The organism is Sphingobacterium detergens (assembly GCF_003610355.1).
Taxonomy (GTDB): domain Bacteria; phylum Bacteroidota; class Bacteroidia; order Sphingobacteriales; family Sphingobacteriaceae; genus Sphingobacterium; species Sphingobacterium detergens.
This window is the reverse complement of sequence record NZ_RAPY01000007.1, coordinates 47,455-73,610: the sequence shown is the minus strand read 5'-3', so window position 1 is coordinate 73,610 and position 26,156 is coordinate 47,455. Positions and strand designations below refer to the sequence as shown.

Sequence of the window (26,156 nt, the reverse complement as noted above, 5' to 3'; positions counted from 1 at the left end):
GAAGCTTTTTTTATACTAGACTAAGCTGATCTGACGCTTAATACTTTCTTCAAGGGAGATGATCGTTTCCGTACGCTGGATGCCAGGTACCGATTGGATATCTTCGTTCAATACTTTTCTGAGGTGGACAGTGTCCCTACAGATAATTTTTGCAAAAATACTGTATTGGCCGGTACAATAATGTAGCTCAACCACTTCTTTGATTTCTTTCAATTTATCTACCGCATCTGCATATTGTGAACCTTTTTCTAGATAGATACCGAGAAAGGCAGTGATGTCAAATCCAACTTTTTGAGGATTGATAATAAGATTTGAACCTCTGATGATACCTAACTCTTCCATCTTCTTCATTCTAACGTGGATGGTACCACCTGATACGATTAGCTTTTTCGCTATCTCAGTATAAGGAATAGAAGCATCGTTCATTAGAATAGACAGGATTTGGATATCCAAATTGTCTAGATCATAGTTTGCATATTGATTTTCCATTAACAATGGGTTTTGTGTTTCATTCATTGGTCATACATCAAAATCTGACCAATAGCTAAAATAATTAAATTTATTTCAAAATTACTAAGAATTTTCGGTTTATAGATGTAAATTTAATAAAAAATACTTATTGATATTGATAATGTTATATGTTTTTGATTGAAAGTGCTTATAATTGTTTTAGAGGTGATTTTATTGTAAGGTTATCGGATTGTTTCGTTATCTTGTTATTAAAGTCAAGAAGACGATAAAGATGTAGGATAAAGATCAAAAACAAAAGACAAGTAAGCTGCAGGTGTGTTAAACCAAAGTCTCCGTACGCATATCTAATATCTCAAGACTAAAATAAAGATGGAAGAAGTTCAAGATGTAAAGATTTCGAGGAAGAAGCCGATATTTGAGGTAGGGGAAGGGCTTCATAAATATCTTAAGCTATATCAAAGGGATGAAAAGCTGCCCATTGGTTATAAGGATTTATTGAATTTTACAGAGACCGTACCGGTCATGGATAAATTTGGTAATGATACGTTCTGGGAAACACCACTTTATCCTCAATATCTGATTGATCAATTATATGATGGGCTAAAGGTCATCTATGCAAAGCTTAAAGCTTCTGGCAACACACGCATTGTACAGCACAAATATATCGACCGTGTTGAGTATTGTGGTTTTGGTAATACAAGACCATTTCGGATTCGTATTGTAAACCGATTGAATGACGTTTATGATTATTTTTATATCAAACAGGCGGATGCATCACGGATTTATGGGTTAGAACTGGAGGAAATATTATCTCCAAATCAGGTCAACTATATGGTGGATCAGGATACACTGGTTGAAGAGCATATCGTTGGTATCCCTGGTGATATATTTTCGCAAACAAGGATGTTTACACCGGATTACAATTTGACACGTATTTCGAAGGAATTCGTCAAGTTTAATGAACGTTGTATTATCACGCTGCTGGGAGATATGCGTGCCTATAATTTTGTTATGCAGATTACACCTGATTTTGATGATTTTCAGTTTCGGATCAGAGCAATTGATTTTGATCAGCAATTTTATGAGGGAAATCCCAAGGTTTATATGCCGCAATTTTTTAAAGAGAACTATCCATATGTCAAGCTTGCGATGGAACATCTAACTGAAAAAACGGTGTTGCAATACCAACAGGAGGAGCGGTCCTCGATCGTACATCGGGTACGAAGTGAACGGCACAGAATCGCTGATCTTCGGGACGCTTCGCAGACTCAGATCCTTTCGACGCCGGAAAATATTAAACAACTGCGCGAAGGCTACGCAGAGTTTTACCAAAATAATTCTTATTTGAAGTGCAAGACCATGACTGATATTGTCGAATTAAATGTGAAGAATGTAATTCGACAGGTACAGATGTAGCTATTTGATTCGGTCTTTGTTGTCTTTGATAAAAGAGGACCAGCCTGAATAAGATTTGCCGCTACCTGAGGTACTATTTTTTTGAAATGAATGACAAACAGCAATTGCCAGCCCATCTGTTGCATCTAGAAATTGAGGTGTCTCTTCGAATTTTAAGAGATTTTTGAGCATGGCAGAAACCTGTTCTTTCGTAGCGTTTCCATTTCCCGTAACGGATTGCTTTATTTTTCTGGGTGAATATTCAAAAATCGGAATATCCTGTGCCAGCGCTGCCGCCATAGCAACACCCTGTGCCCGTCCTAGTTTGAGCATCACTTGAATGTTTTTGCCATAGAAGGGTGACTCCAGTGCAACACAGTCTGGATTATATTCTTGCATTAATGCAGAGGTTTTTTTGAAGATGCGTTGCAATTTTAGCGCATGGTCGTCGAGATGCCCCATTTTGATGACACCCATTGAAATAAGGGAGATGGTATTGCCAACTTCTTTAATAATTCCGTACCCGAGTACGACTGTACCGGGGTCGATCCCTAAAATAATTCTTTCTTTCGCCTTTTCCTTCTGCATGTACAATATTACAAATTTTGCTTTTTATAAGTGGATTGCTGTACACAAAACTTAATCATTTGGCTAAAATTTAGTAACATTGCTCTCTAATTATCAAAAGTTGACTGGGAGACAAAAAAAATATATCAGTCTTTTATTGAAGATACTTGTGTTTGCACTTGCAACATGGTACATTATTACCAAGGTATCTGATAAAAGCAATATCGATAAGTTTAAGACGCTAATCACAGGACTAGAGCAACATTCTGTTGTCTGGACATTGATCTTGATTGTTGTTTTAATGCTTGTAAACTGGCTTCTGGAGGTTGTTAAATGGCGCTATCTTGCATCCAAACTGGAGCATATATCCTTTTGGAAGGCATTTCAATCTGTTTTTTGTGGACTTACATGGGCGATTTTTACCCCGAATAGGATTGGCGAATATGGCGGAAGGGTGTTGTTCCTGAAGCCGCAGAATAGGGCTAAAGGTGCTGTTGCGATGGGCGTAGGATTATTTGCTCAACTGGTATTGACAAGTGTTGCAGGTTCGCTGAGCATTGCTTGGTTTATCTGTAAGTTTTTGTCCACACCTTTATCCGTCCAATTTGGTGTCTGGTTGCTGGCCATTATTTACGCTGCTGGATTTGTCATTTTGTATTTTAATGTGAGATGGGTGGATATGCTTGTGGGGCGAATTAAGTTTTTGGCGAAAATAAAACCTTTTTTTGAGGTACTGGAGCATTATTCCGCACGTGAACTGAGCATTGTTTTGGTAAACTCACTAGCAAGGTTTATTATTTTTACTTCGCAGTATATTATTTTGATGAAGCTAACCTTACCAGAGTTGCCACTTGTCTCCATGGTTTTGATGATCTTTATCCTCTTTTTTGTTCAGGCAGCTTTGCCGACATTGGATATTTTCGATTTTAGTGTACGTAGTTTTGTGGCAAGTAATCTTTATAGCTATATTACGACACAAGAAATTGCGGTGATGGCTATTGTATCGTGTATCTGGTTTGTCAATTTGATTCTCCCCGCGATATTTGGTTCTATTTTTGTTTTTAAGATTAATTTTTTCGGTGATACAAATTCTTAGCTATTTATTGATCAGTTTTGCCTGCGTGTACGCCATTCTAGTATTATGGATGCGTAAAGGCTGGGCCACGATTCAAGCGCCCACAGGTCTCTTACTTTCTACCAAGACTGTATCAGTTATTATCGCTGCACGGAATGAAGAATTGAATATCCGGCGAACGATAGAATCAATAATGAATCAAAATTTTCCGGGTGAACTTCTTGAACTTATTATTATTGATGATCATTCGGATGACAATACCTCCGCTATTGTAAAGGAATATGCGGAACGGGGTGTGAAATTGATTCAGTTAAATGAGAATGGCCGAATGAATTCCTATAAGAAGCTTGCGATTTCAAGAGCAATTGACTGCTGTAGGGGGGAGATTGTCATTACTACAGATGCAGACTGTAGGATGGGAGCAAATTGGCTTGCGACTGTGATCGGAACCTTTGAAAAGGAGGATGCTTATTTATTGTCTTCTCCAGTTGTATATTCGGAGGAAAAGAGCTTTTTTGAGCGATTGCAGACCTTGGAATTCCTGTATCTCATAGGTCTTGGTGCCGCAGGTATAGGTAATAGAAAGCCTACGACCTGTAATGGTGCAAATTTGGCCTATCGAAAAGATATATTCAAGCAAATGGGCGGTTTTAAAGGAATTGACGAGCTGGCATCTGGGGATGATGAGTTATTTTTGCATAAAGTGGCGGAGAAGCACCCTGAACGAATTTCTTTCTGTAAATCGGAGGAGGCGACCGTGTATACAGATGCCAAGCCCGATCTTAGGTCATTTATCAGCCAAAGAAGACGTTGGGCATCTAAGAGTACCAAGTATAAAAATAAGGGAGTTATTGCTTTAGGGATCGCTATTTGGCTGTTTAATGTGTTATTATTGGTCGGAGCCATTCTTGCAGTTGCAGGTATTAAAACACTTGCTTGGGTTGTCCTCTTCGCATTACTACTTAAAATGATAGTCGAACTGTTTTTTATCCAGCCTTTAACCAATTTTGCAAAACGGACTAATCTGCTCTGGTATCTTCCTATATTGAGTCTGGCCCATATTCTGTATTTAGCTTATATTGGAATATTGGGGAATATTGGAAAGTATGATTGGAAGGGTAGACAAGTCAAATAATTCTACTTTATTTTTCAACTTTCTGCTTAATAGTCTCTTCGGCTAGTTTTACGATTTCTTCAATGTCTTTATCCTTTGTATCTAGTGGATCAAGTACTTCCCATGTCATATGCAGAAAAGGAGTCAACGGATACATACCATATTGTACCATCTCATATGATCCTTTGATCGCAATAGGGACGACCAATGCATTTGGGTTTTTCTTTAATAATGTTGCAATACCACCGACGTGAAAGGCTTTCATCTTACCTGTTTTTGATCGAGTCCCTTCTGGAAAGATAAAGGCCGACCAATTCTTTGTTTTCATATTGTTGGCAAGTTTCAGAATCTCAGCTATCGATTGTTTGGGGTCATTGCGATCGATATTGGCTGCGCCACCATGTTTTAGATTGAACGAAATACTCGGTATACCACTGGCCAGTTCAATTTTTGAGATAAATTTTCCATGAAATCTCCGCAGAAAATAGATGAGCGGTGGAATATCAAAGGTGCTTTGATGATTGGCAACAAATATAATGGGTTGTCCTAATGGGATGCATTTGTTGTCAATAAAAGTGACTCTATTGAATAATGTATAGTAAGATGCAACGAGGCATGCATTTAAGATGTCAACACTTTTTTTGTGTGCATTATAGCCACCGAATTTCAAGCACAGCCATTGGATGGGGTGGAATATAATCAAGGATAAGCCAAAACAGAACCAAAATATAATAGATAGAATATAGCCTAAAAACTTTTTCATATGCTTTTTTTATTGTTTACAAATATATCATTAAGCAATGATTTTGAAAAATATTGATAATATTGTGTTTGATTTTAATATTATTAATATTAAATTTAATAATATCAATGGTCTTATTGTTAAATGAAAAAGATACCTGTAAATTGTCCATGTTGTGATGCAAAATTGAAAGTCTCCAAGCTGGTCTGCGATTCCTGCGACACTGAAGTTGTCGGTAAGTTTACTTTACCCTTACTGATGCAGTTGACAGTCGAAGAGCAGGAGTTTGTTCTCAATTTCTTAAAGTATTCAGGTAGTTTAAAAGAAATGGCCAACCAGATGGGTAAATCTTACCCAACGGTTCGTAATATTTTGGATGATCTGATTCATAAATTAAATTCGCTCGCCAATGAAAATTAAGCAGTTATTTTTAAATCCGTTTGCGGATTTTTCAGAACGGACATTGTTTCTCGTGGGTATCATCGGTTTCTTATTATCCAGTTACCTGATTTATTTATCAGGTCAGCAGTTCAATGGCTTTATGCACTTCTATAAGCCTGAGGTGACCGTCTCTTTTATTGCGGTGTTAAAAGTTCATGCCTATATGGTTTTGGCTCCTTTAATTCTGCTATATATTGTGGGTGTTATAGCCAATAATAAGACAAGAATTATTGACGTGTTGAATGTTATCTTGATTGCACCATTTCCACTTTATCTAATGTTGCTCTTGAGTAAGTTAATCAATCAGGACAAGTTTACCAGTGAGATAGATCAAGCGTTAAAAAATGGTGACCATACCTTGTCGAGCATTGATAAGGGGCAGATGGCACTATTTGGTTTATTTGGGATCTTTGTGTTGTTTCTCTTGTTTTATCAGTTCTATTTATTGGTGAAGGGAATGAACATTGCTGTTAACAATAAAAAGGTTTGGATAAGCATTTTGTTTGTGGCATTATATTTTATGCTTGATTTGGGTATACAGTTTTATTTTTAACGGACAGAAAACTATGAAGAAAATTCTCTACTTATTTTTGATCTTTTTACATTTTTCATGCGCTGATGCGCAAACCTTTGACGGTTCGTGGAAGGGGGAGGTGAATGTGTCCGGACAGAAATTGCTTTTGGTGTTCAACTTAAAGAAGGATAGTAATGCGAATTGGGTAGGAACCTTTGAAAGTCCAATGCAGACCTCATTGAAGTTTCCAATTAATACAATAAAAACACATGAGGATTCGATCTCAATGGATGTCAAAGCAATTGGGTTATCGTATACGGGCTATCTGGATCGGGATAAAGATGTGATGAAGGGTGTTATGAAACAGGGGAATTTTGAGTCTGCGATGATATTGGTGCGTAGTGAGAATGAGCAAAGTGGGCTTTCACGCAAGCAAGATGTCTTTCCTCCGTATGATTATATTGAACAGGACGTTTCATTTCAAAATGCAAAAGGCAATGCTTCTCTAGCCGGTACCCTGACTTATCCAAAGGGTGGGGGATCTTTTTCAGCTGTCATTTTGGTCAATGGGAGTGGGCAGCAAAATAGAGATTCGGAAGTTTTCGGCCATAGGCCATTTAAGGTATTAGCGGATCACCTCAGCAAAAATGGCTTTGCTGTTTTACGTTATGATGACCGCGGTATTGGCGGTTCGAAGGGTGAGGTTAATTTGGCAACAACGATTGACTTTGCGTCAGATGCAAATGCAGCGGTGGATTTTCTGAGTAAGCAGCAGATGGTCAAAACCGGTAAAATTGGTATCATTGGTCATAGTGAAGGGGCTTTGATAGCGGAAATAGTTGCCGCTGAAAACGATAAGGTCAATTATATTGCTTTGTTGTCTGGACCTGTCCTCAAAGGTGATTCCTTATTGATCTTGCAGAGCTATGCTTTGGGAAAAGTGGCTGGACTATCTGAGCCTGCATTGGAGGCAAATAAGCTCAATAACAGAAAGCTATATGACATTCTGCTAAGGGACGAGCCGCCGAAGGTTTTAGCAGAATCATTGGAAAAAGAACTTATCCGTCAAAACAATGGAAATGCATTAACATCTGATATGAAAGTTAAACTGAGCCCGATGTTGATCCCATGGTTCAAAACATTCCTGCGTATTGATCCTGCCTATTATCTGAAACAAGTGAAAGTACCTGTTTTCGCTTCTTTTGGAGGTAAAGATATTCAGGTTCCTGCAAATGAAAATATCTATGCACTTCAACGCTTGCATTTGAATACGACAGATGTCACAATTAAAGACTATCCAAATTTGAATCATCTGTTTCAAAATGCGCAAACAGGAAAAATTGAGGAATATTTTGAAAATCAGGAAAGTTTCAATGAGCAATTGATGGATGATCTGACCAAGTGGCTTAAATTGAAAACAAAGTAATCGAATCTTGATGCCCGTCGTTATGACATGTGCTTTTGCACAACTTGGAATAGCTGCTCGCTATAAAGGCGAGAATTAAAGGATTGTCTCAAAAATAAAAACCCTGATTATAAATCAGATTAAATTTTGGAGATCGCTTTAAAAGTAAGATCTAAAAAAAATGACCAAAATTCATTAAGAACTTGGTCATTTTTCATTTGATTTAATGAAGTCTCGAAATTTTATTTGGAGCCATTTGCAACATCGACGTTTGACATAGCCCTTTCATATATGAATATTTTGATGCTAATCGTTAGGCTGCTATCTGGTCGCCATTTGTTATGGTGTTGTATTGGCAACAGGTAGGATTTTGCCGTTAAAGTATTTGTGCCCATTCTGCGCAAACTCCGCAATATATCTACCCATTTCAAAAGCTAGTGTACCTGCTTCCATACCCGGAAAAGCGGCTTCAAACATTTCAGTTTGTGATGATCCAAGGGCCAGGCAGTTGACTTTGATTCCTTTTTCCTTAAATTCTTCAGCCAGACATTCCGTTAAAATTGCCAATGCACCTTTACTGGTAGAGTAGGCGGATAGACCAGGGAACTTCATCGAGCCTTGAAATCCACCCATACTACTGATATTGACAATATGTGAACCTTCACGCATGAATGGAACGATATGCTGGATCATATTAACATGTCCCATCACATTTGTTTGGAGCATTTCTGCAAAATCCTGTCCAGTGGTTTCCATAAAAGGTTTATTCACTAATGCTCCAGCATTGTTGATCAGGATATCAACAGTCTCGAATTTCGATTGAATAAAAGGGACCAATGTTGCGTAGTCGTCATAGACGATATCAAATTGAGCGGGGAAGAGTGTTCCTCCATCATGATTGAGCTGACTTGCAATTTCATGAAGTTTTCGCAATTTGTCTGCTGATCGGGCCAATGCGATAACTTTGTTGTCCTTTTTTGAGGTCAAATCAAGTACTGCTTCAAACCCAACACCGCTACTTGCTCCTGTGATAATAATATTCGCCATGTTTATTCTTCTAATTTTTGACTTTGCTCAACTTCCTCGACAGAAGGGAGTTTATCCTCTCCGATTGCTTTGGGATTGAAGATAAAATAAATTCCTGAAAGAGCGACCGTCGCTGAGATAATATAAAATAACAATGTGATCAATACAGCATTGTGTGAATCTACGTGAAATATACCTGCCCCCCACATGATAACAAGTTCACGCATACCTAATCCGCCTACTGAAAAAGGAATAATAGATACTAATGAAGATGCTAGAAATAGGAATAAGTAAGGTGAAAACTTTCCATTAAATTCTAGGGCGTAAAGAATCAAAATTGCAGCGATTACTTGCATAGACTGTACACCAATTGCTTTTAAATGCGCCTTTAAGAAGGTAGCCTTATACTCTTTGAAAAATTTTGTGACAATAAAATAATAGAGGATACTACCCAATATAAATAATATGATCGTCAAGTAATTTGGTATGCCCAGTTGTGGCATATAGGTAATTAAAGCTGCAATAATTAAACATAAGGCCCATAAGCCACTTAGTCTATCTAGGAATAATGCTGTAAATAATTTCCTGCCCTTAATACTGAACCTTTTCCGGAGAAAGAAGATCTTGTAGCCATCTCCACCTACTCCACCGGGGAGAATCAGGTTATAGAATAGTCCCAATTGATAGAGCTTTAAATTATATTTTTCGGATACATCTAAGCCGATAGCCCTTAAAAAGGTCAATAAGCGTGAAGAGGATATAAAAATCGATATACTATAAGCTAATAAGGCTAGAAATAAATAGATGGGATTTGAATTAATTACAGCTTCTTTGAGATCTTTGAGTGAAACTTTGCTGAAAACCCAATACAAGGCTCCTACAGTAACGACAATCTTTAGTATGTTTTTTAGGATCTTTAAACCTTTTTTTTTGTCCATAGAAGTTTATTTTTCCAATCTTGATCAATTATAATAGCGATTTTGGAAAATTCAAAGTTAGGAACTTTGTCGAATTGTGCAATTGAACTTAGGCAATAGTTGGGTAAATTCTTGAATACAATAATATCAGATATAAAATACCGAATATAGTCGCAAGAGAAAATAGCCAATTTAGGTCAATTCTATTATATTTGTGCTTAAGCACAGCAATCATTAATCCGACGATAAAGCAAAATAATAAAATAGGGGCAATGAAAGCAACCTTATTTGTGAAAGCGAGGCTTATTTGGCTTAATTTTGCTTTGGCTTCCTGTCCTAAAAACAGTGGATAGGCGGCGAATGCCAAGAGGATAATAAATAACCGCAAAAGAGTTTTTGCTATTATTTTGCTTATGGTATGATTTTTGGCTGTTACGTTCATGATCTGTGGATTAATTTACCCCAAAAATACAATTTGAAATTAAAATTTATACATATGAATCGATTCGTTTTATCATTAGCAACTGTTTTTGCTACGGTGACCTTGTTCTCTTGTGGTGCACAAAAGCAAGGTACATCATCTGGAAATCCTGGTAATGGTTCTTCCAATACAAGTGCAGCTTCGGGACCTAGCGCTTCGGAGTGGAAATCTGCGGTGAAAGGAACTTGGACATTAAATTCAATCGATAGAGAAAATTTGCCTTCGACTTTCACTATTAAAAGTGTCTTTGAAGAAGCTCCGGCGGAGTGTTTTGTCGGTAGTAACTGGAACTTTATTGGAAATGGAAGGGGATCAATCACGTTCAACGCACAAGGTACTTTATGTGCTCCGGGTGCATCACGTGAGATCTTTTGGTCTATCTACAATCCTGGAAAAGGTTTAGGTGAACCACAATTCCAATTTAAAAAGATCTATGCAGGAGACAAAGCTAAAAACGTAACAACAGGTTACCGTTTGGATTTGTCTTATTCTGATGGTAATAAATTAGTCATGAAAATGCCGTTGACAGTTGCCAATGGTGAAGCATATTTAGTGTTTAATTTTTCCCGCGTAAACTAAGGTCAAACGAGAAAAAAAGAATAACGAAAAGCTATAGGAATTCCTATGGCTTTTTTTGTTGAAAATTTAATACTTTTACAGTCCGAAACGATTTTGATTTATTCAACTCGCTTCATCACCTTTAAAAACAGATTGATCGGATAAAAATAGCATGATCCCCAAGGGGTAGCTTAGGGCATGCTTAATATAACTAGAAATATGGCTGAACAAAACACGAAAACTGCGTTGATAACAGGTATTACAGGTCAAGATGGTGCCTATTTAGCAGAATTCCTATTGAAAAAAGGTTATAGGGTTCATGGTCTAAAACGCCGTAGTTCTCTGTTCAATACTGATCGTATTGATCACCTTTATCAAGATCCTCATCTTGACAATAGAAATTTCACATTGCATTTCGGTGATTTGACAGATTCAACCAATTTGATCCGTGTCATTCAAGAAACTCAGCCGGATGAAATTTATAATCTTGCAGCTCAATCCCATGTTAAAGTAAGCTTTGATACACCTGAGTATACAGCCAATGCTGACGGTATCGGCACGCTCCGCATATTGGAGGCAGTCAGATTACTCGGAATGATTGAGAAGACGCGTATTTATCAGGCATCGACGTCAGAATTATATGGTCTTGTGCAAGCGGTGCCGCAAAGTGAGACGACTCCTTTTTATCCGAGAAGTCCGTATGCTGTTGCCAAAATGTATGGTTACTGGATTACAGTTAACTATCGGGAAGCTTACAAGATGTATGCTTGTAATGGAATTTTGTTCAACCACGAAAGCCCTGTCCGGGGTGAAACATTTGTGACACGTAAAATAACCCGGGCTGTGGCGAAAATTGCGTTAGGTTTGCAGGACAAACTCTACCTTGGCAATCTTTCCGCTCAACGCGATTGGGGACACGCAAAAGATTATGTTGAAGCGATGTGGCTGATCCTCCAACAGGAAAAACCTGAGGATTTTGTAATTGCAACTGGGGTCACGACAACTGTTAGAGACTTTGTTCGTTTGGCCTTTGCCGAATTGGGGATAGAAATAGAATTTAGTGGAAAAGGCGAACAGGAAAAAGGTGTTATAATAGATGTCGACGAGGAGCGTTTGGCCGAATTAAATATTGATAAATCGCTTATTAAGTTTGGACAAACTGTCGTTAAGGTAGATCCAGCTTATTACCGTCCAACGGAGGTTGACTTACTTATTGGAGATCCAACAAAAGCAAATACCAAACTGGGTTGGATTCCTAAATATGATCTCCAAATGTTGGTAACAGATATGGTACAATCAGATCTTCATTTGATGAGAAAGGAAGAATATCTGAAACAAGGCGGTTTTGAGACCTTGAACTATTTTGAATAATCATAAATAATAGAGGAAAAATAAAACTGGAATAATTTTTGTTTAAACATTTAAATGGTATGAATCAATAAATTCATATGATGAAAATGACAGTGCATGTATTATGATGAATTCAGAGGTTGTTTCGAGTAAGAAGGAAGACGAAAAGAAGAAAGATTCTTCTAAAGTTTATTTCTTCATCATTGCGATAGCGGCGTTACTAGCAACGAATATATATTTTTATGTTAAGTTTAAGACGAACGGTGAGAAAGTCTATGCCTTAACAGTGGAGAAAGAAAACCTTCAGGTACAAATCGATCGGATAGAAGCCGAATTGGATAAGATTGATGTCGAAAATGTTCAATTGACTCCTGAAATGACTGTACAAAAAGAGGATTCTAGAACTGAGATTGCGGAACTTCGCAAAAAGCTTGAAAATAAGAGTATTACTCCTAAGGATATTGACGACGCTCAACGTAAAATTAACTTGTTAAAAAAACAAGTTGATAACTATCGCATAGATGTTCAACGATTGATTCAAGAAAATCAAATTTTATCAAAGCAGAATTCTAATTTAAATGAATCGGTAGTTGAGAAAAATAAGCAAATTACTTCTTTGACAACCACTAATTCTGAATTGAAAGAGAAGGTGACAACAGCATCTGCTTTGAAGGTTTCAAGTATCAGTATCAACGGGCTTGAGGTCAAAAGAAACGGGAAGGAATCTGTGGAAGAACGCGCCAAGCGGGTGGATAAATTGAAAATCAATTTTACTATCGCTGATAACTCGCTTGCTAAAAGCGGAGAACGTGACATTTTTATAAGAATAATCGATCCTCAGGGAAATCTTGTCGTCCAAGGCGATAATATCTTCTTTGTACACGGTGAAAAATTACAGTATACCTTTAAACATAACATTTTGTTTACGAATAAGGGTGAGGATTATATCGTATATTGGGCTGCCGAAGATGGTTTTACCAAAGGAGCATATACGATATTACTTTATGAGGACAATGCGATCATGGGTAGATCAACTGTTGTATTGCGTTAGCAAGATATTACGTAAAGAATAGAGAAGGGGCAGTCCAGAGTTGAGCTGCCCCTTTTGCTTTAGTTATTTCATGTAATAACCTCCGAGTGGGTCTTTAAATATTCGTCCTGAATAGGTTCACTTTTACTTTTTACAGTACATTTAGTATCAGTCCTGTCTTTATTCTTCCTTTACTGTAGGAAGGCCAATCGGAACTGCTGATGTCTTTCGTCTGTTCGATGATACCCTTTCTGAATTTAGTATTTAAATGCGCATCAGAACCAATTCGGTATAGGCCGTAAAGTTCCTTAACAAAGGATTTAATGGAACTGTTGATGCTTTTATCTGTCCGATAAGGGCGATCTTCTTAATTAATAGATAGAGCTCTTTGTGAGCCAGGTTTCATATATGCGGTGAGACTCATAACATCCACCATACTTAAGATTCAATTTGTTGTAATGGAAGCAAAATATGGAATGTCGTGCCTTCACCTTCCATCGTCTCAAAATATATCTGTCCATTACTTGCTTCGATTGTTTTCTTCACGAGCACCAAACCTAGGCCATTTCCGGAACTCTTCGTTGTGAAGTTGATCTGGAATATTTTATCTTTCATTGCTGCAGGGATACCATAGCCATTATCCTTGACATCTATTTTGACGAACTTGTCAGAGTATCGTTCGATAGAGATCTCTATCTTCATGTTTTTTCGTCCATACCCTCCTTCAATAGCGTTTTTTATCAAATTATTGAAGGTCCGTAATAATTCGTTTCCATCTGCTTTAACAATCAATGTTTTTTGATCAGCATTGTTTATTAATCGGATACTGACATTTGGCGTATTATTGTATACCGATATCGACTTCGTTATTTTCTCCACAATATTGATATTTTCCATCACAGTCGTTGGAAATTTTGCAAAGTGGGAAAACTCTGAGGCAATTTGTGTTAAGGCATCTATTTGTTCAATAAATGAAGTTGAAAATTTATTGAAACGATCAGGAAATTTAGGATCATCATCTTTATATGATCTTCTAAGCTGCTGTATACCTAATTTCATCGGTGTTAACGGATTTTTGATCTCATGGGCAATCTGTTGTGCCATTTCCCGCCAGGTCGATTCACGCTCAGTATCCTTTATTTTATTGGCATAGTCTTCCAGCTTTATGATCATGAGGTTGTACTCTTTGATCAAGGTCCCTATTTCGTCATTTCGCTGCCAGAATAAAGGTTCATTGGGTTGTCCCAATCGTAATTGAGATATTTTTTTACTGATTATACTAAGCGGATTGGTCACACTATTGGCTACAAAAGTCGCATAAAAGCCGAAACCAATGATAATTAGAGAATAAATATTGACAATGGTGTTTAATAGTAAGTTTTTATTAATATTCTCTTCCTTTTGGAGAGAAAAATTCGGAATGCCGATATAGGCTAACGTGCTATAATCCTTGTCTCTTATTGTTGCATAACTCGTCTCAAACTGGAATGTTCCGATACGCTCATCCTCTATTGTTTCTGATTTTTTAAGCAGTGAGAGATTTTTGAGTGCTGCGGGATTAATAAAAGTGGAGAACAGCTCCAGATCATAAATTCTACGCTGGGAGCTATATAATAATTTGCCAGATTTTGAATACAAATTGAAGTCCTTCGATATCGTCTCGGATAAAGTCTTTAAAATATTGGTAAGCTGGTCTTCATTAGGAATTTCCTCGGTAGAGGTTAACATATTTTCCAGCCGTTTGCCCAGTTCGATGATGAAACGCTCTTTACTATTCCTGTTGTTATTGTAGAGCTGTTTATTGATGCTGATATATGAAATGACGGCTGATATCAGAATGGCTAATATAACCGAAGAAATAATCGAGGTCTGGATACGTGTGGAATACTGTATTTTGTTTATGATCTTATAGAACTGATATTTTAGGTTACGGAACGTGAGTTTTGTATTCTTGAGAAAGATATAAAAAGACGCTGCATAATGGAAAATCATGAAAATCATGAAAAATACCAAAAATAGGAAAGAAGTTGTGGCGACATAGTCCCAGAAAGAAGGCTTCTGCTTGCTAATGATATAAGTCGAAAAGGTATTGGCAACATAAGCCATATGCAGGTATGAGTCCCGATCCAATACTTCAATGTATTGCCCGGGTGCCCCTTTTAATCCCCGAAGGTTATTTTCATAGGTATATTTTCCAAATTGTGTAACCAGCGAACCGCCTTTATATAGGGCAATCGAATACTCTCCTTTATTGTAATATTGCGAATTATTGATTCGCATATCTGTTAATATCTCAGGATAGGGTACTGTGTAGCTGAAATCCTTATTGGATAGATTGATGATCACATTAACGATCCTGTTTTGATCGATCGTCACCGGAATGATCGAAAAGTATTCATGAGTTCCGAGTTCAGCACTGGCACGGTAGAAATTTTGAGTAACCTTTATCGACTTGTTGATTACTTTCTCCCGATATTCATTAATTCTGTTTTGACTGTTCGGGTTTAACGGAATATTATTTTGATCATAGTAATACGCCTTAAATTCATATTTCGAAAGGTATCCGCTAAAGTATTTTTTCTTAATGAAGTCATTGATTCCCTCCGTATTGGTATTGGGGAGACTGATGTTAAAGAGATGTTTTAATTCCTTGTCATTAGAGATGCCACTCTCAATATCCGAAAACAATGAAACAGCGTTTAAGTCATCTTCTGACTGCAGATTGTTCAACAAGATCTTCATATCGATAAGATCCCGCTCTTGGTAGAAGCGTGCATGCGTAATTGTACTTATGATCGCCCATAGGATCAAAACGGCGATATAGTTGGTCAATATATGCCTGTCGAAATATTTCTCACCAAAGGATTTGATCAGAATAATTAGTGCCAAAAGCAGATTGACCAAGCTGTTCTTTTCAATGTAGATCGAAATAATGAGAATGACAAAGATGACACTGGCTAATTGAATATTTAATAGTTGAGTGGGCTTTAGTTCTAATTTTTTAAGAATGAACAAAACCAGGTCTATGTAGATATTTAATGCTAGAATCCCCATGCCGACAATGCCAAGGTCTACCCAGCTCAGGAAATGTAGGTCAACAAGTTTGGTGAAGTCAAAATAGATATTATTTGAATGGGTAATTAATGTCCCGGCGATATCATATAAAAATGCAAAGGATAAATAAATACTCAATACAAACGCAATCGCGATAGGCAGTTTGAAGAACCGAATGCTTTTTATTTTATCGAAATTGAGTTCTTTTCGGATAGAATAGATAAATAGTATGAGCCAGAGAATCAATATTGTGGTTGATAAAACGGACCAGATATTGGGGAAGAAGCTGTTGTAGGCATAGTTGCGTGAATCAAATATGGCGAATGTAGCATTTTCGGAGAGTAGATTCCATTTTAGATCCGCAAATTTAACAAGGATAAATACACCCGCGAGTAGCGCTATTGCCCACCAGGCTCTTTTGGTCTTGGCCATGTGTAGACAGAGACTATTGAAGAATATCAACAGTGCAATCCAAGCTAGCAACCAGCAAAAGAACTGCAGGATGGTATAGATATTTTCATGGTCACCATCTTTGAGCTTAACCGAAAAGAGGTAGGATCCCTCGTTGCTATAGATGTTTTTGATTGCTACCGTATCTGTATAGGACGCGATGTCAATGTTTCGCGTATCGAAGAAATTTCGTCGTAAAGAGGAGTTTAAATATGGATTGTTGTTATTGGTATAAGGCTTAACAAGGATATACGCAAGTATGCTTATATTTCCGATTGTTTTTTTGCGAACGACATAGGAACGATTATCGTCCTGTACAAAATTTGACTTTTCCAAAAAGCCCTGATCAGTGATGGGAACAAATAAATGTGTACTCCACATTTTTGGTTCATGATCCTTAAATAAGAATAAATAGACCTTTTCATCATTTTTATACCTTTCAAAAGCTTGATAGACAGCAATAGGATATTGATCATAATTCTTAAATGTTTTGAGAAGCAAGGAATCCTTAAAAAGACGATCTACTTTTTTCTCCTGTTTGGCAACATAATCATTGAGGGATTTGGTATCAATGTCGAGTATTTCCTTATTTGTAACAGATTCTTTGATGGTGATAGCTGTTCCTATAAAGCATAGTGTTAAGATCAGTAGAAGTAAACGAATTTTTATACCAGAATTCACGTGCGTCAATTTACATTATTGTAAATATAAAAAAAAGTCCTTGCTTTCTCAGGACAAGGACTTTTATATTATTTTATTCTAAAATGCTTAAGCGTGCGGTTCTTCTTGTTTGAAAATTTTCGCAGTCAAGTACTCGCGGTTTAAACGCGCGATATTAGTTAATTTAATACCTACTGGACATTCAGCTTCACAAGCACCAGTATTGGTACAGTTACCGAATCCTTCAGCATCCATTTGATCTACCATTGCTTGTGCACGTTCGTAACGCTCAGTTTGACCTTGCGGTAATAATGCAAATTGAGATACTTTAGCGGATACGAATAACATTGCAGAAGCATTTTTACAAGCTGCAACACAAGCACCACAACCGATACAAGTAGCAGATTCGAAAGCTTCGTCAGCGATACGTTTTGGAATAGGAATGACATTGGCATCAGGGACACCACCTGTATTGATATTCACATATCCACCAGCTTGTTGAATACGGTCAAAAGCAGTACGATCAACAGCAAGGTCTTTCAATACTGGAAATGCAGCAGCTCTCCAAGGTTCGATTACGATCGTTTGTCCATCGTGGAAGCTACGCATGTGCAATTGACATGTTGTTGTACCTTCTTTAGGACCATGAGGGCGACCGTTGATTACTAATGAACACATCCCGCAGATACCTTCACGACAGTCGTGATCGAAATATACAGGGTCTTCACCTTTACGTGTCAATTCCTCATTCACAATATCAAGCATCTCTAGGAAAGACATATCATCAGCGATGTCGTTTGCCTGATAAGTTACAAATTGACCTTTATCTTTATCATTTTTTTGACGCCAAACTTTCAGCGTTAAATTCATATGTTGTGCCATGATAATTTTCCTTCTTATTTATAACTTCTTTGTGTTAACTGAACGTTTTCGAATACCAAGTCTTCCTTGTGTAATTCCTCAGGTACATTGTCTCCTTTGTATTCCCAAGCAGATACATACGCGAATTCCTCGTCATTACGTTTTGCTTCACCTTCTTCAGTTTGGCTTTCCAGACGGAAGTGACCACCACAAGACTCAGCGCGTTGCAATGCGTCAACAACCATTAATTCACCCAATTCCAAGAAGTCAGCTACACGGCCAGCTTTCTCTAAAGAAAGATTTAATTCTTCATTATCTCCAAGAACTCTAACGTTAGTCCAGAATTCTTTTTTCAACTCTTGGATCAAACCTTGTGCTTTTTGTAATCCTTCAGCAGTACGTGCCATTCCACAGTATTCCCACATGATGAGACCTAATTTTTTGTGGATATCATCGACGGTTTGCGTACCGTTTAGGGATAACAATTTGTTGATTTTCTCTTCAACCTCTTTACGTGTAGATTCGAAAGCAGGATGACTATGATCTACTGGTGCGAAAGAACCTAGTTTAGCTAAGTAATCACCTACAGTGTAAGGGATCACGAAATAACCATCAGCAAGACCTTGCATCAATGCCGAAGCACCTAAGCGGTTTGCACCGTGGTCAGAGAAGTTACACTCACCTAAAGCATACAAACCTGGGATTGTAGTCATCAAGTTGTAGTCAACCCATACACCACCCATTGTATAGTGAACAGCAGGGTAGATACGCATTGGTTGTTTGTAAGGGTTTTCGTCAGTGATTTGGTAGTACATGTCAAATAAGTTACCATATTTAGCACGTACAGCATCTTCGCCTAGACGACCGATAGCTTCTTTGAAATCCAAGAATACGGCGAAACCAGTTTTACCAACACCGCGACCATCATCAACAGCTTCTTTTGCATTACGTGATGCTACGTCACGAGGCACTAAGTTACCGAATGAAGGGTATTTACGTTCCAAGAAATAATCTCTGTCATCTTCTTTGATGTCGTTGGCTTTGATTTCACCTTTACGTAATCTTTCAGCCATTTCTTGAGTCTTAGGAACCCATACACGACCATCGTTACGTAATGACTCTGACATCAACGTCAATTTAGACTGGTGATCTCCAGTTACAGGAATACAAGTTGGGTGGATTTGCGTGTAACAAGGATTAGCGAAGTAAGCACCACGTTTGTGCGCTCTCCAAGCTGCTGTAACGTTACATCCCATTGCATTTGTAGACAAGAAGAATACGTTACCATAACCACCAGTACACATCAATACAGCATGTGCTGCATGTGTTTCAACTTTACCTGATACGAGGTCACGAGTTACGATACCTTTGGCATGACCATCGATCATGACCAAATCCAACATCTCATGACGAGTATATGATTTTACTTTTCCTTTTTTGATTTGACGGTTCAATGCTGAATACGCACCTAACAACAATTGTTGTCCAGTTTGACCACGCGCATAGAACGTACGGCTTACCTGAGCACCACCGAAAGAACGGTTGTCCAATAAACCACCATATTCACGTGCAAAAGGAACACCTTGCGCAACACATTGGTCGATGATGTTTACAGATACTTCAGCTAAACGGTAAACGTTTGCTTCACGTGAACGGTAGTCACCACCTTTGATTGTATCGTAGAATAAACGGAACACAGAGTCACCATCATTTTGGTAGCTCTTTGCCGCATTAATACCACCTTGCGCCGCAATTGAGTGCGCACGACGAGGTGAATCTTGGTAACAGAAGGTAATTACATTATATCCTAACTCAGCTAAAGATGCTGCTGCAGATGCACCAGCAAGTCCTGTACCAACAACGATAACGGTAAATTTACGTTTGTTAGCAGGGTTAACCAACTTAAGATTAAATTTATGATTTGACCACTTTTGGGCTAATGGGCCCGCTGGTACTTTTGAATCTAACATATCTCTTAATTTTATATTGATCGATAAGGCCTAAGCCCCATCTTAAAAGATTCTGAATTATTTAAAGAAGAAAAACAATGGCATCATTGCAAAGCCAATTGGAATTAATACCCCAAATACCCAAACTCCGATTGCTCTGATAATTCCAATATATCTTCTGTGGTTGAAACCTAAAGTTTGGAATGCAGATTGGAAACCATGAATTAAGTGGAATGCCAAAGCTGCCATCGCAACAAGATATAAAGCGACTAAAGCTACATTTTTGAAGGCAAAGTCAACTTGCTTGTACAAATCTCTTGCTTTTAAGATTTGAACGTTGTTTTCTACCGTTTCTTGGTAGTCGTGGAATTCAGAAGCTTGAAGTTCTCTAGCTGTTGTTTGTCCAGTTGCCAAATCAGTACGGTATTCGATGTACGGTACTTCATCATTGTGAAACTTCCACCAAAAATTAGACATGTGCGTAGCTAGGAATACTAAAATGACAGTACCTAAGATACCCATGTTACGTGAATTCCATTTACTGTTTGCTTGACCATCATATTTGGCATAACCAATAGGACGGGCGGCTTTGTTTTTCATCGACAATGTAATGGCGTAGATGACGTGAACGATTACCGAAGCGTACAATAAGTAAGAAACAACTTTGATTGGTGTAAAGTGAGTCATGAAATAAGCGTATTTGTTGAACGCTAGACCCGCATCATCTTTAAATAATTGCAAGTTACCAACCAAGTGAACAACTAGGAATAAACATAGGAAGATTCCTGTTAAGCTCATGATTAGCTTCTTCCCAATCGAAGAACTGAAAACTGGCTTTGATTTACTCATTATCCTTGTAATTTAATTTTAATTAGGCAAATCTACTATTTGCTATTAAATATGATACCATTTTGACAAGAAAAAGGAATAATTTAGAACGGTTCTAAAGTTTCTTAAAATAAAAAGTCCGTTTTGGATAAAAACGGACTTTTTAATAGTATATATACTCGAGTTAACTACTATAGAATACTGAATAATCTATAGCCTAAACCAATACTCCACATGTTGATTTTTGGATTTGCCTGACTTTCGTTGTTAACCTTGTTCAAGCCCATTTCGTAACGTAGATCTACACGTAAGCTTGAAATATCAGCACCGACACCAAAAGCCCAAGAGGTACCACTTTTTTTGTAGCTGTTTGGATTCAGCTGCTCAATGATTTTGTCCTGGTTATCATCCACTTTAAACGAAAAAATTGGACCAGTCTGGATTCTCGCTCCAATTGGGCCTAAGCCAAAACGCTTGCCTAATAATACAGGAATATCAACTGTTGTAAACTTAACATCAGTAGTTTCTCCATTTTCTGCTTTTACAGTCGTGTTTTTGCCTGTTAAATAGACCTCAGGTTGAACATGGAATCCCAATACACCAACACGTCCATAAAGACCTGCTTGGTAACCTGCTTTATTGTCTGAACTGAAATACTTGCCATCGCTTTTAAATTTAGAAAAATTCAAGGCGCCTTTTAAACCGACCTCAAATCCAGGCAATAGCTGCGCTTGTGCTGTTGCTACGCTACCACAAATCAAGAGTAATGCTGGTAAAATCTTTTTCATAATTTTTTATTTATGTATATATTGTATCTTTAAACAAACTTTCACAAGTTTGGTAAAGATATACAAATTTTATACCTAAATCATAGTTATGCTGAAAATTAACGAAGAACAATGGCAGGTTGCGAAAGAAAAACTCCGTCGCAAGTATAACCATCTAAGCGATGAGGATCTTGCTTTTCAAGCAGGCGAGGAAGACAAATTGATCCATAAACTTTCTTCGCGTTTAAAACGCAAACCCTCTTATATTATATTTACAATTGGTAAAGAAATTCAGGACATCGATAGCAATAGATTATGAGTGACACCATTAGTTGGGCGGATTTCGAAAAATTAGATTTACGTGTGGGAACTATTTTGGACGCACAGGATTTTCCGAAAGCTAAAAAGCCAGCTTACCAATTGAAACTTGATTTTGGAAGTGAAATTGGAATATTGCAAAGTAGTGCCCAGATTACAGTACATTATAGTAAGGAAGAACTGATCGGGAAACAGGTTGTTGCAGTCGTGAATTTTCCAAAGAAGCAGATCGCTAATTTTTTTTCTGAGTGTCTGGTGACTGGATTCGCTGATGCGAATGGTGATATTATTTTGACTTCTGTTGACAGAAAATTACCAAATGGATCGAAACTTAGTTAAGTTTGTGGTATGACATTTATAGATTTTGAAGGAACACAATTAATCGATAGTGATGAATCATTTATGCGCATGGCATTAAATGAAGCAAAGAAAGCTTTCGAAGAAGGAGAGGTTCCAATTGGTGCTGTTATCGTGCATAAAGGACGTATTATCGGTAAAGGGCATAATCTCACACAACGCTTGAATGATGTAACAGCCCATGCAGAAATGCAGGCCTTTACAGCAGCAGCAAATTATCTTGGCGGGAAATATCTGGACGATTGCACATTATATGTGACTATTGAACCTTGCATCATGTGTGCTGGGGCAGCATATTGGACACATATCAGTAAAATTGTCTACGGTGCGAAGGATGAAAAGCGCGGTTATTCCCATTTTCATGATAAGATTTTACATCCGAAGACCGTCGTTACGCAAGGTGTTTTGGAGGAAGAATGTGCCGATTTGGTAAAATCATTTTTTCGTCAAAAACGCTAACGAAATATTGAATTTATTGTAACACATAAAAACATAACAGGCTATATTGTGTTATATTTGTATATAAAAACGAAGTAATAAACATTTAAATTAAAATAGATATGGCATTTGAATTAGAAGCGTTACCATACGCAGCCGACGCATTAGAACCACATATTGACAAGACTACAATGGAAATCCACCATGACAGACACCATCAGGCATACGTGGACAACTTAAATAAAGCAATCGCAGGAACAGATGCAGAGAACTTATCTTTATTAGATATCATCAAGAATGTGAGCAAATATTCAGCAGCTGTTCGCAACAATGGTGGTGGTCATTTCAACCACTCTTTGTTTTGGAAAGTTTTAGGTCCAAATGCTGGTGGAGCTCCAACAGGTGAATTGGCAGAAGCAATCAATGCAACTTTCGGTTCTTTTGATGAGTTAAAAAAACAACTTCAAGCTGCTGGTGCTACGCGTTTTGGATCTGGCTGGGCATGGTTGATCGTAGGAGCTGATGGTAAATTAGCGGTAACTTCTACGCCTAATCAAGACAATCCATTGATGGATGTTGCGGAAGTAAAAGGAACACCAGTTTTGGGTATTGACGTTTGGGAACATGCGTACTACTTGAAATTCCAAAATAAACGTCCAGCTTATTTGGAGGAAATCTTTAATGTTATCAATTGGGATGCAGTAGCACAAAATTACGCTGCCGCAAAATAATTGACCATTTTGATAGGTACAAAAGGAAGCGACAATATGAGTTTATTGTCGCTTCTTTGTTTTATGGGATACAGGGTCAAAACAGTAGGTGTTTTTGCAATTTGTTGCCGAATATATTAATCCGGATATATGAAGTATAGACTCTTAGACGAATCACTGACGATCAGGATCCCCTATCAATCCACAAAGTAATGATATGCCCATGAAAGATATTATTATAATTTTTGCAGTTATTTTTTTGTTGAGTTCTTGTCGAGCTCAAGAGCCGAAGGCCGCGAAATCGGACTTTTCTAAACTACCAGCAAAAAGTGTAGGGAGCTTGGATACTGCAACATTTGCTGCAGGTTGTTTTTGGTGTACTGAAGCACAGTTTAAGGAGTTGAAAGGGGTACAGAAAGTTGTTTCTGGCTATACAGGCGGATGGGTAGCCAATCCCAGCTATGCTCAGGTCTGTACAGGTAATACGGGGCATGCTGAGGCAACCAATATTATTTATGATCCGAAAGTGATCAGTTACGATAAATTATTGGAAGCCTTTTTTGTCGCGCACGACCCTACACAACTCAACCGTCAGGGGGATGATGTAGGAACACAATACCGCTCAGCCATATTTGTCCATAGTAAGGAGCAGTTGGATAAAGTGCAGTTTTATATCGAGGCTCTAAATAAGGAGAAAGTATACAACGAACCAATCGTAACGGAGATCGTACCAGCAGCTGTCTTTTATCCCGCAGAGGACTATCATCAAGACTATTATAGGTTAAATGGGAAGGAACCATATTGTCAATTGGTTATTAAACCGAAATTGGAAAAATTTAAACGTATCTTTTCCAAGGTGCTCAAAGAGGGAGAGTAACTTTGGGTATTCATAAAATTTAAGGTAATTTTACTCATGTTGGCACCATTTAGTGTGGTGCTAATAAGTTGAAAAATAAATAATTGTAATATGTCTAAAGGATTTTTTACAGTTCCTGTTCCTGCAAATGAACCGGTGTATACTTACGCTGTCGGAACGAAAGAACGTAAGTTGTTGAAAGCAGCAATTGATGAAGCACGTTCGAAACAAATCGATATCCCAATGTATATTGGTGGTAAAGAAATAACTACTTCTAAAAAAGTAAACCTAGCTCCTCCACATGACCACCAACATATTTTAGGTCAATACAATCAAGGCGAGAAATCTCATGTAACAGATGCAATCAATGCTGCTTTGGCAGCTAAAAAGGATTGGGAAAATCTAGCATGGGAAGATCGTGCGGCGATATTCTTGAAAGCAGCTGAATTGATTTCAGGGAAATACCGTTATGAGTTAAATGCTGCGACAATGTTGGGTCAATCGAAGAACCCATATCAAGCGGAAATTGACTCAGCTTGTGAGATTATAGATTTCTTGCGTTTCAACGTGCAATACATGAGCGAAATCTATAAGCAACAACCTCCTGTATCTGGAAAAGGTGTATGGAACCGTGTAGAACAACGTCCTCTAGAAGGCTTTGTGTTTGCATTGACGCCATTCAATTTTACAGCTATTGCAGGTAACTTACCTTCATGTGTTGCTATGATGGGAAATGTCGTTGTATGGAAACCATCTAATACGCAGATCTACTCAGCAAACGTACTGATGAAAATCTTCCGTGAAGCTGGACTTCCTGATGGTGTTATCAATTTAGTGTATGTTTCGGGACCAGATGCTGGTGATGTGATTTTCCAACACCCTGATTTTGCTGGTATTCACTTTACTGGTTCAACAGGTGTATTCCAAGATATCTGGAAAACTATCGGTGATAATATCCACCGTTATAAAACTTATCCACGTATCGTCGGTGAGACAGGTGGTAAAGATTTTATTGTTGTACACCCTTCAGCTGATCTAAAAGCGGCAAATACAGCTTTGGTTCGTGGAGCATTTGAATATCAAGGTCAAAAATGTTCAGCAGCCTCACGTGCATATATTCCTAAATCATTGTGGCCAGCATTGAAGGAGTCTATGACAACAGATGTGAAGTCATTTACAATTGGTGGAACTGAAGATTTTACAAATTTTTTCAATGCAGTTATCGACGAGAAATCATTTGATAAATTAGCGAAATACATCGACCGTGCGAAAGAATCCAACGAGGCTGACATCGTAGTTGGTGGTACTTATGATAAGTCTAAAGGCTATTTCATTCACCCAACGATCATTGAAGCTTCAAAACCGGATTACGAAACAATGGTTGAAGAATTGTTTGGTCCAGTATTGACCGTATACGTTTATGAAGACGCTAAGTTCGAAGAAACATTAGATATCGTTGATACAACTTCGATCTATGCATTGACTGGTTCAATTATCGCACAAGATCGCTATGCCATTAATTTAGCTACAGATAAATTAAGACATGCTGCGGGTAACTTCTATGTGAATGATAAATGTACTGGTGCAGTAGTGGGTCAACAACCATTTGGTGGTGCGAGAGGTTCAGGTACAAACGACAAAGCTGGATCTATGATCAACTTGTTGCGTTGGGTATCTCCACGTACAATCAAAGAAACGTTCAATCCAGATACGGATTACAGATACCCTTTCTTAGAAAAAGGCGAATAAAATAAATCGAATTATCTCCTGCACGAACGGTAGCCATCGCTTGGTTGCAAGCTCTATCGACGATAACGGATAC

26 protein-coding genes are annotated in these 26,156 nt (G+C 37.8%); 15 read left to right on the top strand and 11 right to left on the bottom strand.

Annotation, left to right across the window (positions count from 1 at the left end; genetic code table 11):
- Window positions 1–15: 15 nt before the first annotated feature.
- Complete coding sequence (locus DFQ12_RS24745) at window positions 16–489, bottom strand: Lrp/AsnC ligand binding domain-containing protein (protein WP_046674894.1); 474 nt, start codon at window positions 487–489, stop codon at window positions 16–18.
- A gap of 351 nt (window positions 490–840) precedes the next feature.
- Between DFQ12_RS24745 and DFQ12_RS24740 the strand changes: the two genes are divergently transcribed.
- Window positions 841–1,887 carry a hypothetical protein gene (locus tag DFQ12_RS24740; RefSeq protein WP_120261722.1) on the top strand — a complete coding sequence of 349 codons (1,047 nt, stop codon included), beginning with the start codon at window positions 841–843 and terminating at the stop codon, window positions 1,885–1,887.
- On the opposite strand, the gene ruvC is transcribed toward DFQ12_RS24740, so the two are convergent.
- The gene (ruvC, locus tag DFQ12_RS24735) at window positions 1,888–2,454 is read right to left on the bottom strand and encodes a crossover junction endodeoxyribonuclease RuvC (RefSeq protein WP_120261721.1); all 567 of its coding nucleotides are present in this window, start codon (window positions 2,452–2,454) and stop codon (window positions 1,888–1,890) included. It abuts the gene before it with no gap.
- Window positions 2,455–2,590: 136 nt separating this feature from the next.
- On the opposite strand from ruvC, the gene DFQ12_RS24730 reads away from it, so the two are divergent.
- Both DFQ12_RS24730 and DFQ12_RS24725 read left to right on the top strand, forming a co-directional pair.
- On the top strand, window positions 2,591–3,529 hold the full coding sequence (locus tag DFQ12_RS24730; RefSeq protein ID WP_244211845.1) for a lysylphosphatidylglycerol synthase domain-containing protein: 939 nt from the start codon (window positions 2,591–2,593) through the stop codon (window positions 3,527–3,529).
- Window positions 3,513–4,643 carry a glycosyltransferase gene (locus DFQ12_RS24725; protein ID WP_244211844.1) on the top strand — a complete coding sequence of 377 codons (1,131 nt, stop codon included), beginning with the start codon at window positions 3,513–3,515 and terminating at the stop codon, window positions 4,641–4,643. The genes DFQ12_RS24730 and DFQ12_RS24725 overlap by 17 nt, the downstream gene beginning before the upstream one ends.
- A 7-nt stretch (window positions 4,644–4,650) precedes the next feature.
- On the opposite strand, the gene DFQ12_RS24720 is transcribed toward DFQ12_RS24725, so the two are convergent.
- Window positions 4,651–5,385, bottom strand: coding sequence for a lysophospholipid acyltransferase family protein (locus DFQ12_RS24720; protein ID WP_120261718.1), 735 nt, complete (start codon window positions 5,383–5,385; stop codon window positions 4,651–4,653).
- A 123-nt stretch (window positions 5,386–5,508) separates the two neighbouring features.
- Here DFQ12_RS24720 and DFQ12_RS24715 point away from each other — a divergent pair, with 123 nt between their 5' ends.
- From DFQ12_RS24715 to DFQ12_RS24705, 3 genes are read left to right on the top strand one after another with little or no spacing between them, the layout of a single operon-like run.
- Complete coding sequence (locus DFQ12_RS24715) at window positions 5,509–5,784, top strand: DUF2089 family protein (protein WP_120261717.1); 276 nt, start codon at window positions 5,509–5,511, stop codon at window positions 5,782–5,784.
- Window positions 5,774–6,358 carry a YIP1 family protein gene (locus DFQ12_RS24710; protein WP_120261716.1) on the top strand — a complete coding sequence of 195 codons (585 nt, stop codon included), beginning with the start codon at window positions 5,774–5,776 and terminating at the stop codon, window positions 6,356–6,358. The genes DFQ12_RS24715 and DFQ12_RS24710 overlap by 11 nt, the downstream gene beginning before the upstream one ends.
- Before the next feature lie 13 nt (window positions 6,359–6,371).
- Window positions 6,372–7,745 (top strand): alpha/beta hydrolase family protein, encoded by a 1,374-nt coding sequence (locus DFQ12_RS24705; protein WP_120261715.1) that lies wholly within the window; start codon window positions 6,372–6,374, stop codon window positions 7,743–7,745.
- A gap of 318 nt (window positions 7,746–8,063) precedes the next feature.
- On the opposite strand, the gene DFQ12_RS24700 is transcribed toward DFQ12_RS24705, so the two are convergent.
- The 3 genes from DFQ12_RS24700 to DFQ12_RS24690 all read right to left on the bottom strand — a co-directional run bounded on the left by DFQ12_RS24700 (window position 8,064) and on the right by DFQ12_RS24690 (window position 10,109).
- Complete coding sequence (locus tag DFQ12_RS24700) at window positions 8,064–8,771, bottom strand: SDR family NAD(P)-dependent oxidoreductase (protein WP_120261714.1); 708 nt, start codon at window positions 8,769–8,771, stop codon at window positions 8,064–8,066.
- Between the two features lie 2 nt (window positions 8,772–8,773).
- The gene (locus DFQ12_RS24695; RefSeq protein WP_120261713.1) at window positions 8,774–9,688 is read right to left on the bottom strand and encodes a lysylphosphatidylglycerol synthase transmembrane domain-containing protein; all 915 of its coding nucleotides are present in this window, start codon (window positions 9,686–9,688) and stop codon (window positions 8,774–8,776) included.
- A gap of 88 nt (window positions 9,689–9,776) precedes the next feature.
- Window positions 9,777–10,109 (bottom strand): hypothetical protein, encoded by a 333-nt coding sequence (locus DFQ12_RS24690; RefSeq protein WP_120261712.1) that lies wholly within the window; start codon window positions 10,107–10,109, stop codon window positions 9,777–9,779.
- A gap of 54 nt (window positions 10,110–10,163) precedes the next feature.
- On the opposite strand from DFQ12_RS24690, the gene DFQ12_RS24685 reads away from it, so the two are divergent.
- From DFQ12_RS24685 to DFQ12_RS24675, 3 genes are all read left to right on the top strand, one after another.
- Entirely contained in the window at window positions 10,164–10,727 is a 564-nt protein-coding gene (locus DFQ12_RS24685) for a lipocalin family protein (RefSeq protein ID WP_120261915.1), read from the top strand.
- A gap of 198 nt (window positions 10,728–10,925) precedes the next feature.
- On the top strand, window positions 10,926–12,077 hold the full coding sequence (gene gmd, locus DFQ12_RS24680; protein WP_120261711.1) for a GDP-mannose 4,6-dehydratase: 1,152 nt from the start codon (window positions 10,926–10,928) through the stop codon (window positions 12,075–12,077).
- 103 nt (window positions 12,078–12,180) lie between these two features.
- Complete coding sequence (locus DFQ12_RS24675; protein WP_120261710.1) at window positions 12,181–13,107, top strand: hypothetical protein; 927 nt, start codon at window positions 12,181–12,183, stop codon at window positions 13,105–13,107.
- Window positions 13,108–13,524: 417 nt separating this feature from the next.
- On the opposite strand, the gene DFQ12_RS24670 is transcribed toward DFQ12_RS24675, so the two are convergent.
- The 5 genes from DFQ12_RS24670 to DFQ12_RS24650 form a co-directional block, all read right to left on the bottom strand.
- Window positions 13,525–17,271 (bottom strand): ATP-binding protein, encoded by a 3,747-nt coding sequence (locus DFQ12_RS24670; RefSeq protein WP_120261709.1) that lies wholly within the window; start codon window positions 17,269–17,271, stop codon window positions 13,525–13,527.
- Window positions 17,272–17,358: 87 nt separating this feature from the next.
- Window positions 17,359–18,132, bottom strand: a complete 774-nt coding sequence (locus tag DFQ12_RS24665; RefSeq protein WP_199768744.1) for a succinate dehydrogenase/fumarate reductase iron-sulfur subunit — start codon at window positions 18,130–18,132, stop codon at window positions 17,359–17,361.
- Window positions 18,133–18,146: 14 nt separating this feature from the next.
- Window positions 18,147–20,081 carry a fumarate reductase/succinate dehydrogenase flavoprotein subunit gene (locus DFQ12_RS24660; RefSeq protein ID WP_120261708.1) on the bottom strand — a complete coding sequence of 645 codons (1,935 nt, stop codon included), beginning with the start codon at window positions 20,079–20,081 and terminating at the stop codon, window positions 18,147–18,149.
- Window positions 20,082–20,138: 57 nt separating this feature from the next.
- Window positions 20,139–20,909: a succinate dehydrogenase cytochrome b subunit gene (locus DFQ12_RS24655; RefSeq protein WP_120261707.1), complete on the bottom strand. Its 771-nt coding sequence runs from the start codon at window positions 20,907–20,909 to the stop codon at window positions 20,139–20,141.
- A gap of 170 nt (window positions 20,910–21,079) precedes the next feature.
- Complete coding sequence (locus DFQ12_RS24650; RefSeq protein ID WP_120261706.1) at window positions 21,080–21,676, bottom strand: porin family protein; 597 nt, start codon at window positions 21,674–21,676, stop codon at window positions 21,080–21,082.
- Window positions 21,677–21,764: 88 nt separating this feature from the next.
- Between DFQ12_RS24650 and DFQ12_RS24645 the strand changes: the two genes are divergently transcribed.
- From DFQ12_RS24645 to pruA, 6 genes are all read left to right on the top strand, one after another.
- Window positions 21,765–21,974 carry a hypothetical protein gene (locus tag DFQ12_RS24645; RefSeq protein WP_120261705.1) on the top strand — a complete coding sequence of 70 codons (210 nt, stop codon included), beginning with the start codon at window positions 21,765–21,767 and terminating at the stop codon, window positions 21,972–21,974.
- Window positions 21,971–22,312: a tRNA-binding protein gene (locus tag DFQ12_RS24640; protein ID WP_120261704.1), complete on the top strand. Its 342-nt coding sequence runs from the start codon at window positions 21,971–21,973 to the stop codon at window positions 22,310–22,312. The genes DFQ12_RS24645 and DFQ12_RS24640 overlap by 4 nt, the downstream gene beginning before the upstream one ends.
- Before the next feature lie 9 nt (window positions 22,313–22,321).
- The gene (locus DFQ12_RS24635) at window positions 22,322–22,789 is read left to right on the top strand and encodes a nucleoside deaminase (RefSeq protein WP_120261703.1); all 468 of its coding nucleotides are present in this window, start codon (window positions 22,322–22,324) and stop codon (window positions 22,787–22,789) included.
- A gap of 101 nt (window positions 22,790–22,890) precedes the next feature.
- Window positions 22,891–23,499, top strand: a complete 609-nt coding sequence (locus tag DFQ12_RS24630) for a superoxide dismutase (protein WP_120261702.1) — start codon at window positions 22,891–22,893, stop codon at window positions 23,497–23,499.
- Window positions 23,500–23,701: 202 nt separating this feature from the next.
- Window positions 23,702–24,355, top strand: a complete 654-nt coding sequence (gene msrA / locus DFQ12_RS24625) for a peptide-methionine (S)-S-oxide reductase MsrA (protein WP_120261701.1) — start codon at window positions 23,702–23,704, stop codon at window positions 24,353–24,355.
- Between the two features lie 90 nt (window positions 24,356–24,445).
- Entirely contained in the window at window positions 24,446–26,083 is a 1,638-nt protein-coding gene (gene pruA, locus DFQ12_RS24620; protein WP_120261700.1) for an L-glutamate gamma-semialdehyde dehydrogenase, read from the top strand.
- Window positions 26,084–26,156: the final 73 nt, after the last annotated feature.

What these genes read in the sequence shown, in the direction of transcription:
- DFQ12_RS24705 (WP_120261715.1), top strand. Translation starts at nt 6,372, where the DNA reads ATGAAGAAAATTCTCTACTTATTTTTGATCTTTTTACATTTTTCATGC.
- DFQ12_RS24630 (WP_120261702.1), top strand. Translation starts at nt 22,891, where the DNA reads ATGGCATTTGAATTAGAAGCGTTACCATACGCAGCCGACGCATTAGAA.
- DFQ12_RS24695 (WP_120261713.1), bottom strand. Translation starts at nt 9,688, where the DNA reads ATGGACAAAAAAAAAGGTTTAAAGATCCTAAAAAACATACTAAAGATT.
- DFQ12_RS24650 (WP_120261706.1), bottom strand. Translation starts at nt 21,676, where the DNA reads ATGAAAAAGATTTTACCAGCATTACTCTTGATTTGTGGTAGCGTAGCA.
- DFQ12_RS24715 (WP_120261717.1), top strand. Translation starts at nt 5,509, where the DNA reads ATGAAAAAGATACCTGTAAATTGTCCATGTTGTGATGCAAAATTGAAA.
- DFQ12_RS24690 (WP_120261712.1), bottom strand. Translation starts at nt 10,109, where the DNA reads ATGAACGTAACAGCCAAAAATCATACCATAAGCAAAATAATAGCAAAA.
- DFQ12_RS24740 (WP_120261722.1), top strand. Translation starts at nt 841, where the DNA reads ATGGAAGAAGTTCAAGATGTAAAGATTTCGAGGAAGAAGCCGATATTT.
- DFQ12_RS24665 (WP_199768744.1), bottom strand. Translation starts at nt 18,132, where the DNA reads ATGGCACAACATATGAATTTAACGCTGAAAGTTTGGCGTCAAAAAAAT.
- DFQ12_RS24655 (WP_120261707.1), bottom strand. Translation starts at nt 20,909, where the DNA reads ATGAGTAAATCAAAGCCAGTTTTCAGTTCTTCGATTGGGAAGAAGCTA.
- ruvC (WP_120261721.1), bottom strand. Translation starts at nt 2,454, where the DNA reads ATGCAGAAGGAAAAGGCGAAAGAAAGAATTATTTTAGGGATCGACCCC.
- DFQ12_RS24700 (WP_120261714.1), bottom strand. Translation starts at nt 8,771, where the DNA reads ATGGCGAATATTATTATCACAGGAGCAAGTAGCGGTGTTGGGTTTGAA.
- DFQ12_RS24640 (WP_120261704.1), top strand. Translation starts at nt 21,971, where the DNA reads ATGAGTGACACCATTAGTTGGGCGGATTTCGAAAAATTAGATTTACGT.
- DFQ12_RS24660 (WP_120261708.1), bottom strand. Translation starts at nt 20,081, where the DNA reads ATGTTAGATTCAAAAGTACCAGCGGGCCCATTAGCCCAAAAGTGGTCA.
- DFQ12_RS24710 (WP_120261716.1), top strand. Translation starts at nt 5,774, where the DNA reads ATGAAAATTAAGCAGTTATTTTTAAATCCGTTTGCGGATTTTTCAGAA.
- gmd (WP_120261711.1), top strand. Translation starts at nt 10,926, where the DNA reads ATGGCTGAACAAAACACGAAAACTGCGTTGATAACAGGTATTACAGGT.
- msrA (WP_120261701.1), top strand. Translation starts at nt 23,702, where the DNA reads ATGAAAGATATTATTATAATTTTTGCAGTTATTTTTTTGTTGAGTTCT.
- DFQ12_RS24675 (WP_120261710.1), top strand. Translation starts at nt 12,181, where the DNA reads ATGATGAATTCAGAGGTTGTTTCGAGTAAGAAGGAAGACGAAAAGAAG.
- DFQ12_RS24635 (WP_120261703.1), top strand. Translation starts at nt 22,322, where the DNA reads ATGACATTTATAGATTTTGAAGGAACACAATTAATCGATAGTGATGAA.
- pruA (WP_120261700.1), top strand. Translation starts at nt 24,446, where the DNA reads ATGTCTAAAGGATTTTTTACAGTTCCTGTTCCTGCAAATGAACCGGTG.
- DFQ12_RS24645 (WP_120261705.1), top strand. Translation starts at nt 21,765, where the DNA reads ATGCTGAAAATTAACGAAGAACAATGGCAGGTTGCGAAAGAAAAACTC.
- DFQ12_RS24720 (WP_120261718.1), bottom strand. Translation starts at nt 5,385, where the DNA reads ATGAAAAAGTTTTTAGGCTATATTCTATCTATTATATTTTGGTTCTGT.
- DFQ12_RS24685 (WP_120261915.1), top strand. Translation starts at nt 10,164, where the DNA reads ATGAATCGATTCGTTTTATCATTAGCAACTGTTTTTGCTACGGTGACC.
- DFQ12_RS24745 (WP_046674894.1), bottom strand. Translation starts at nt 489, where the DNA reads ATGGAAAATCAATATGCAAACTATGATCTAGACAATTTGGATATCCAA.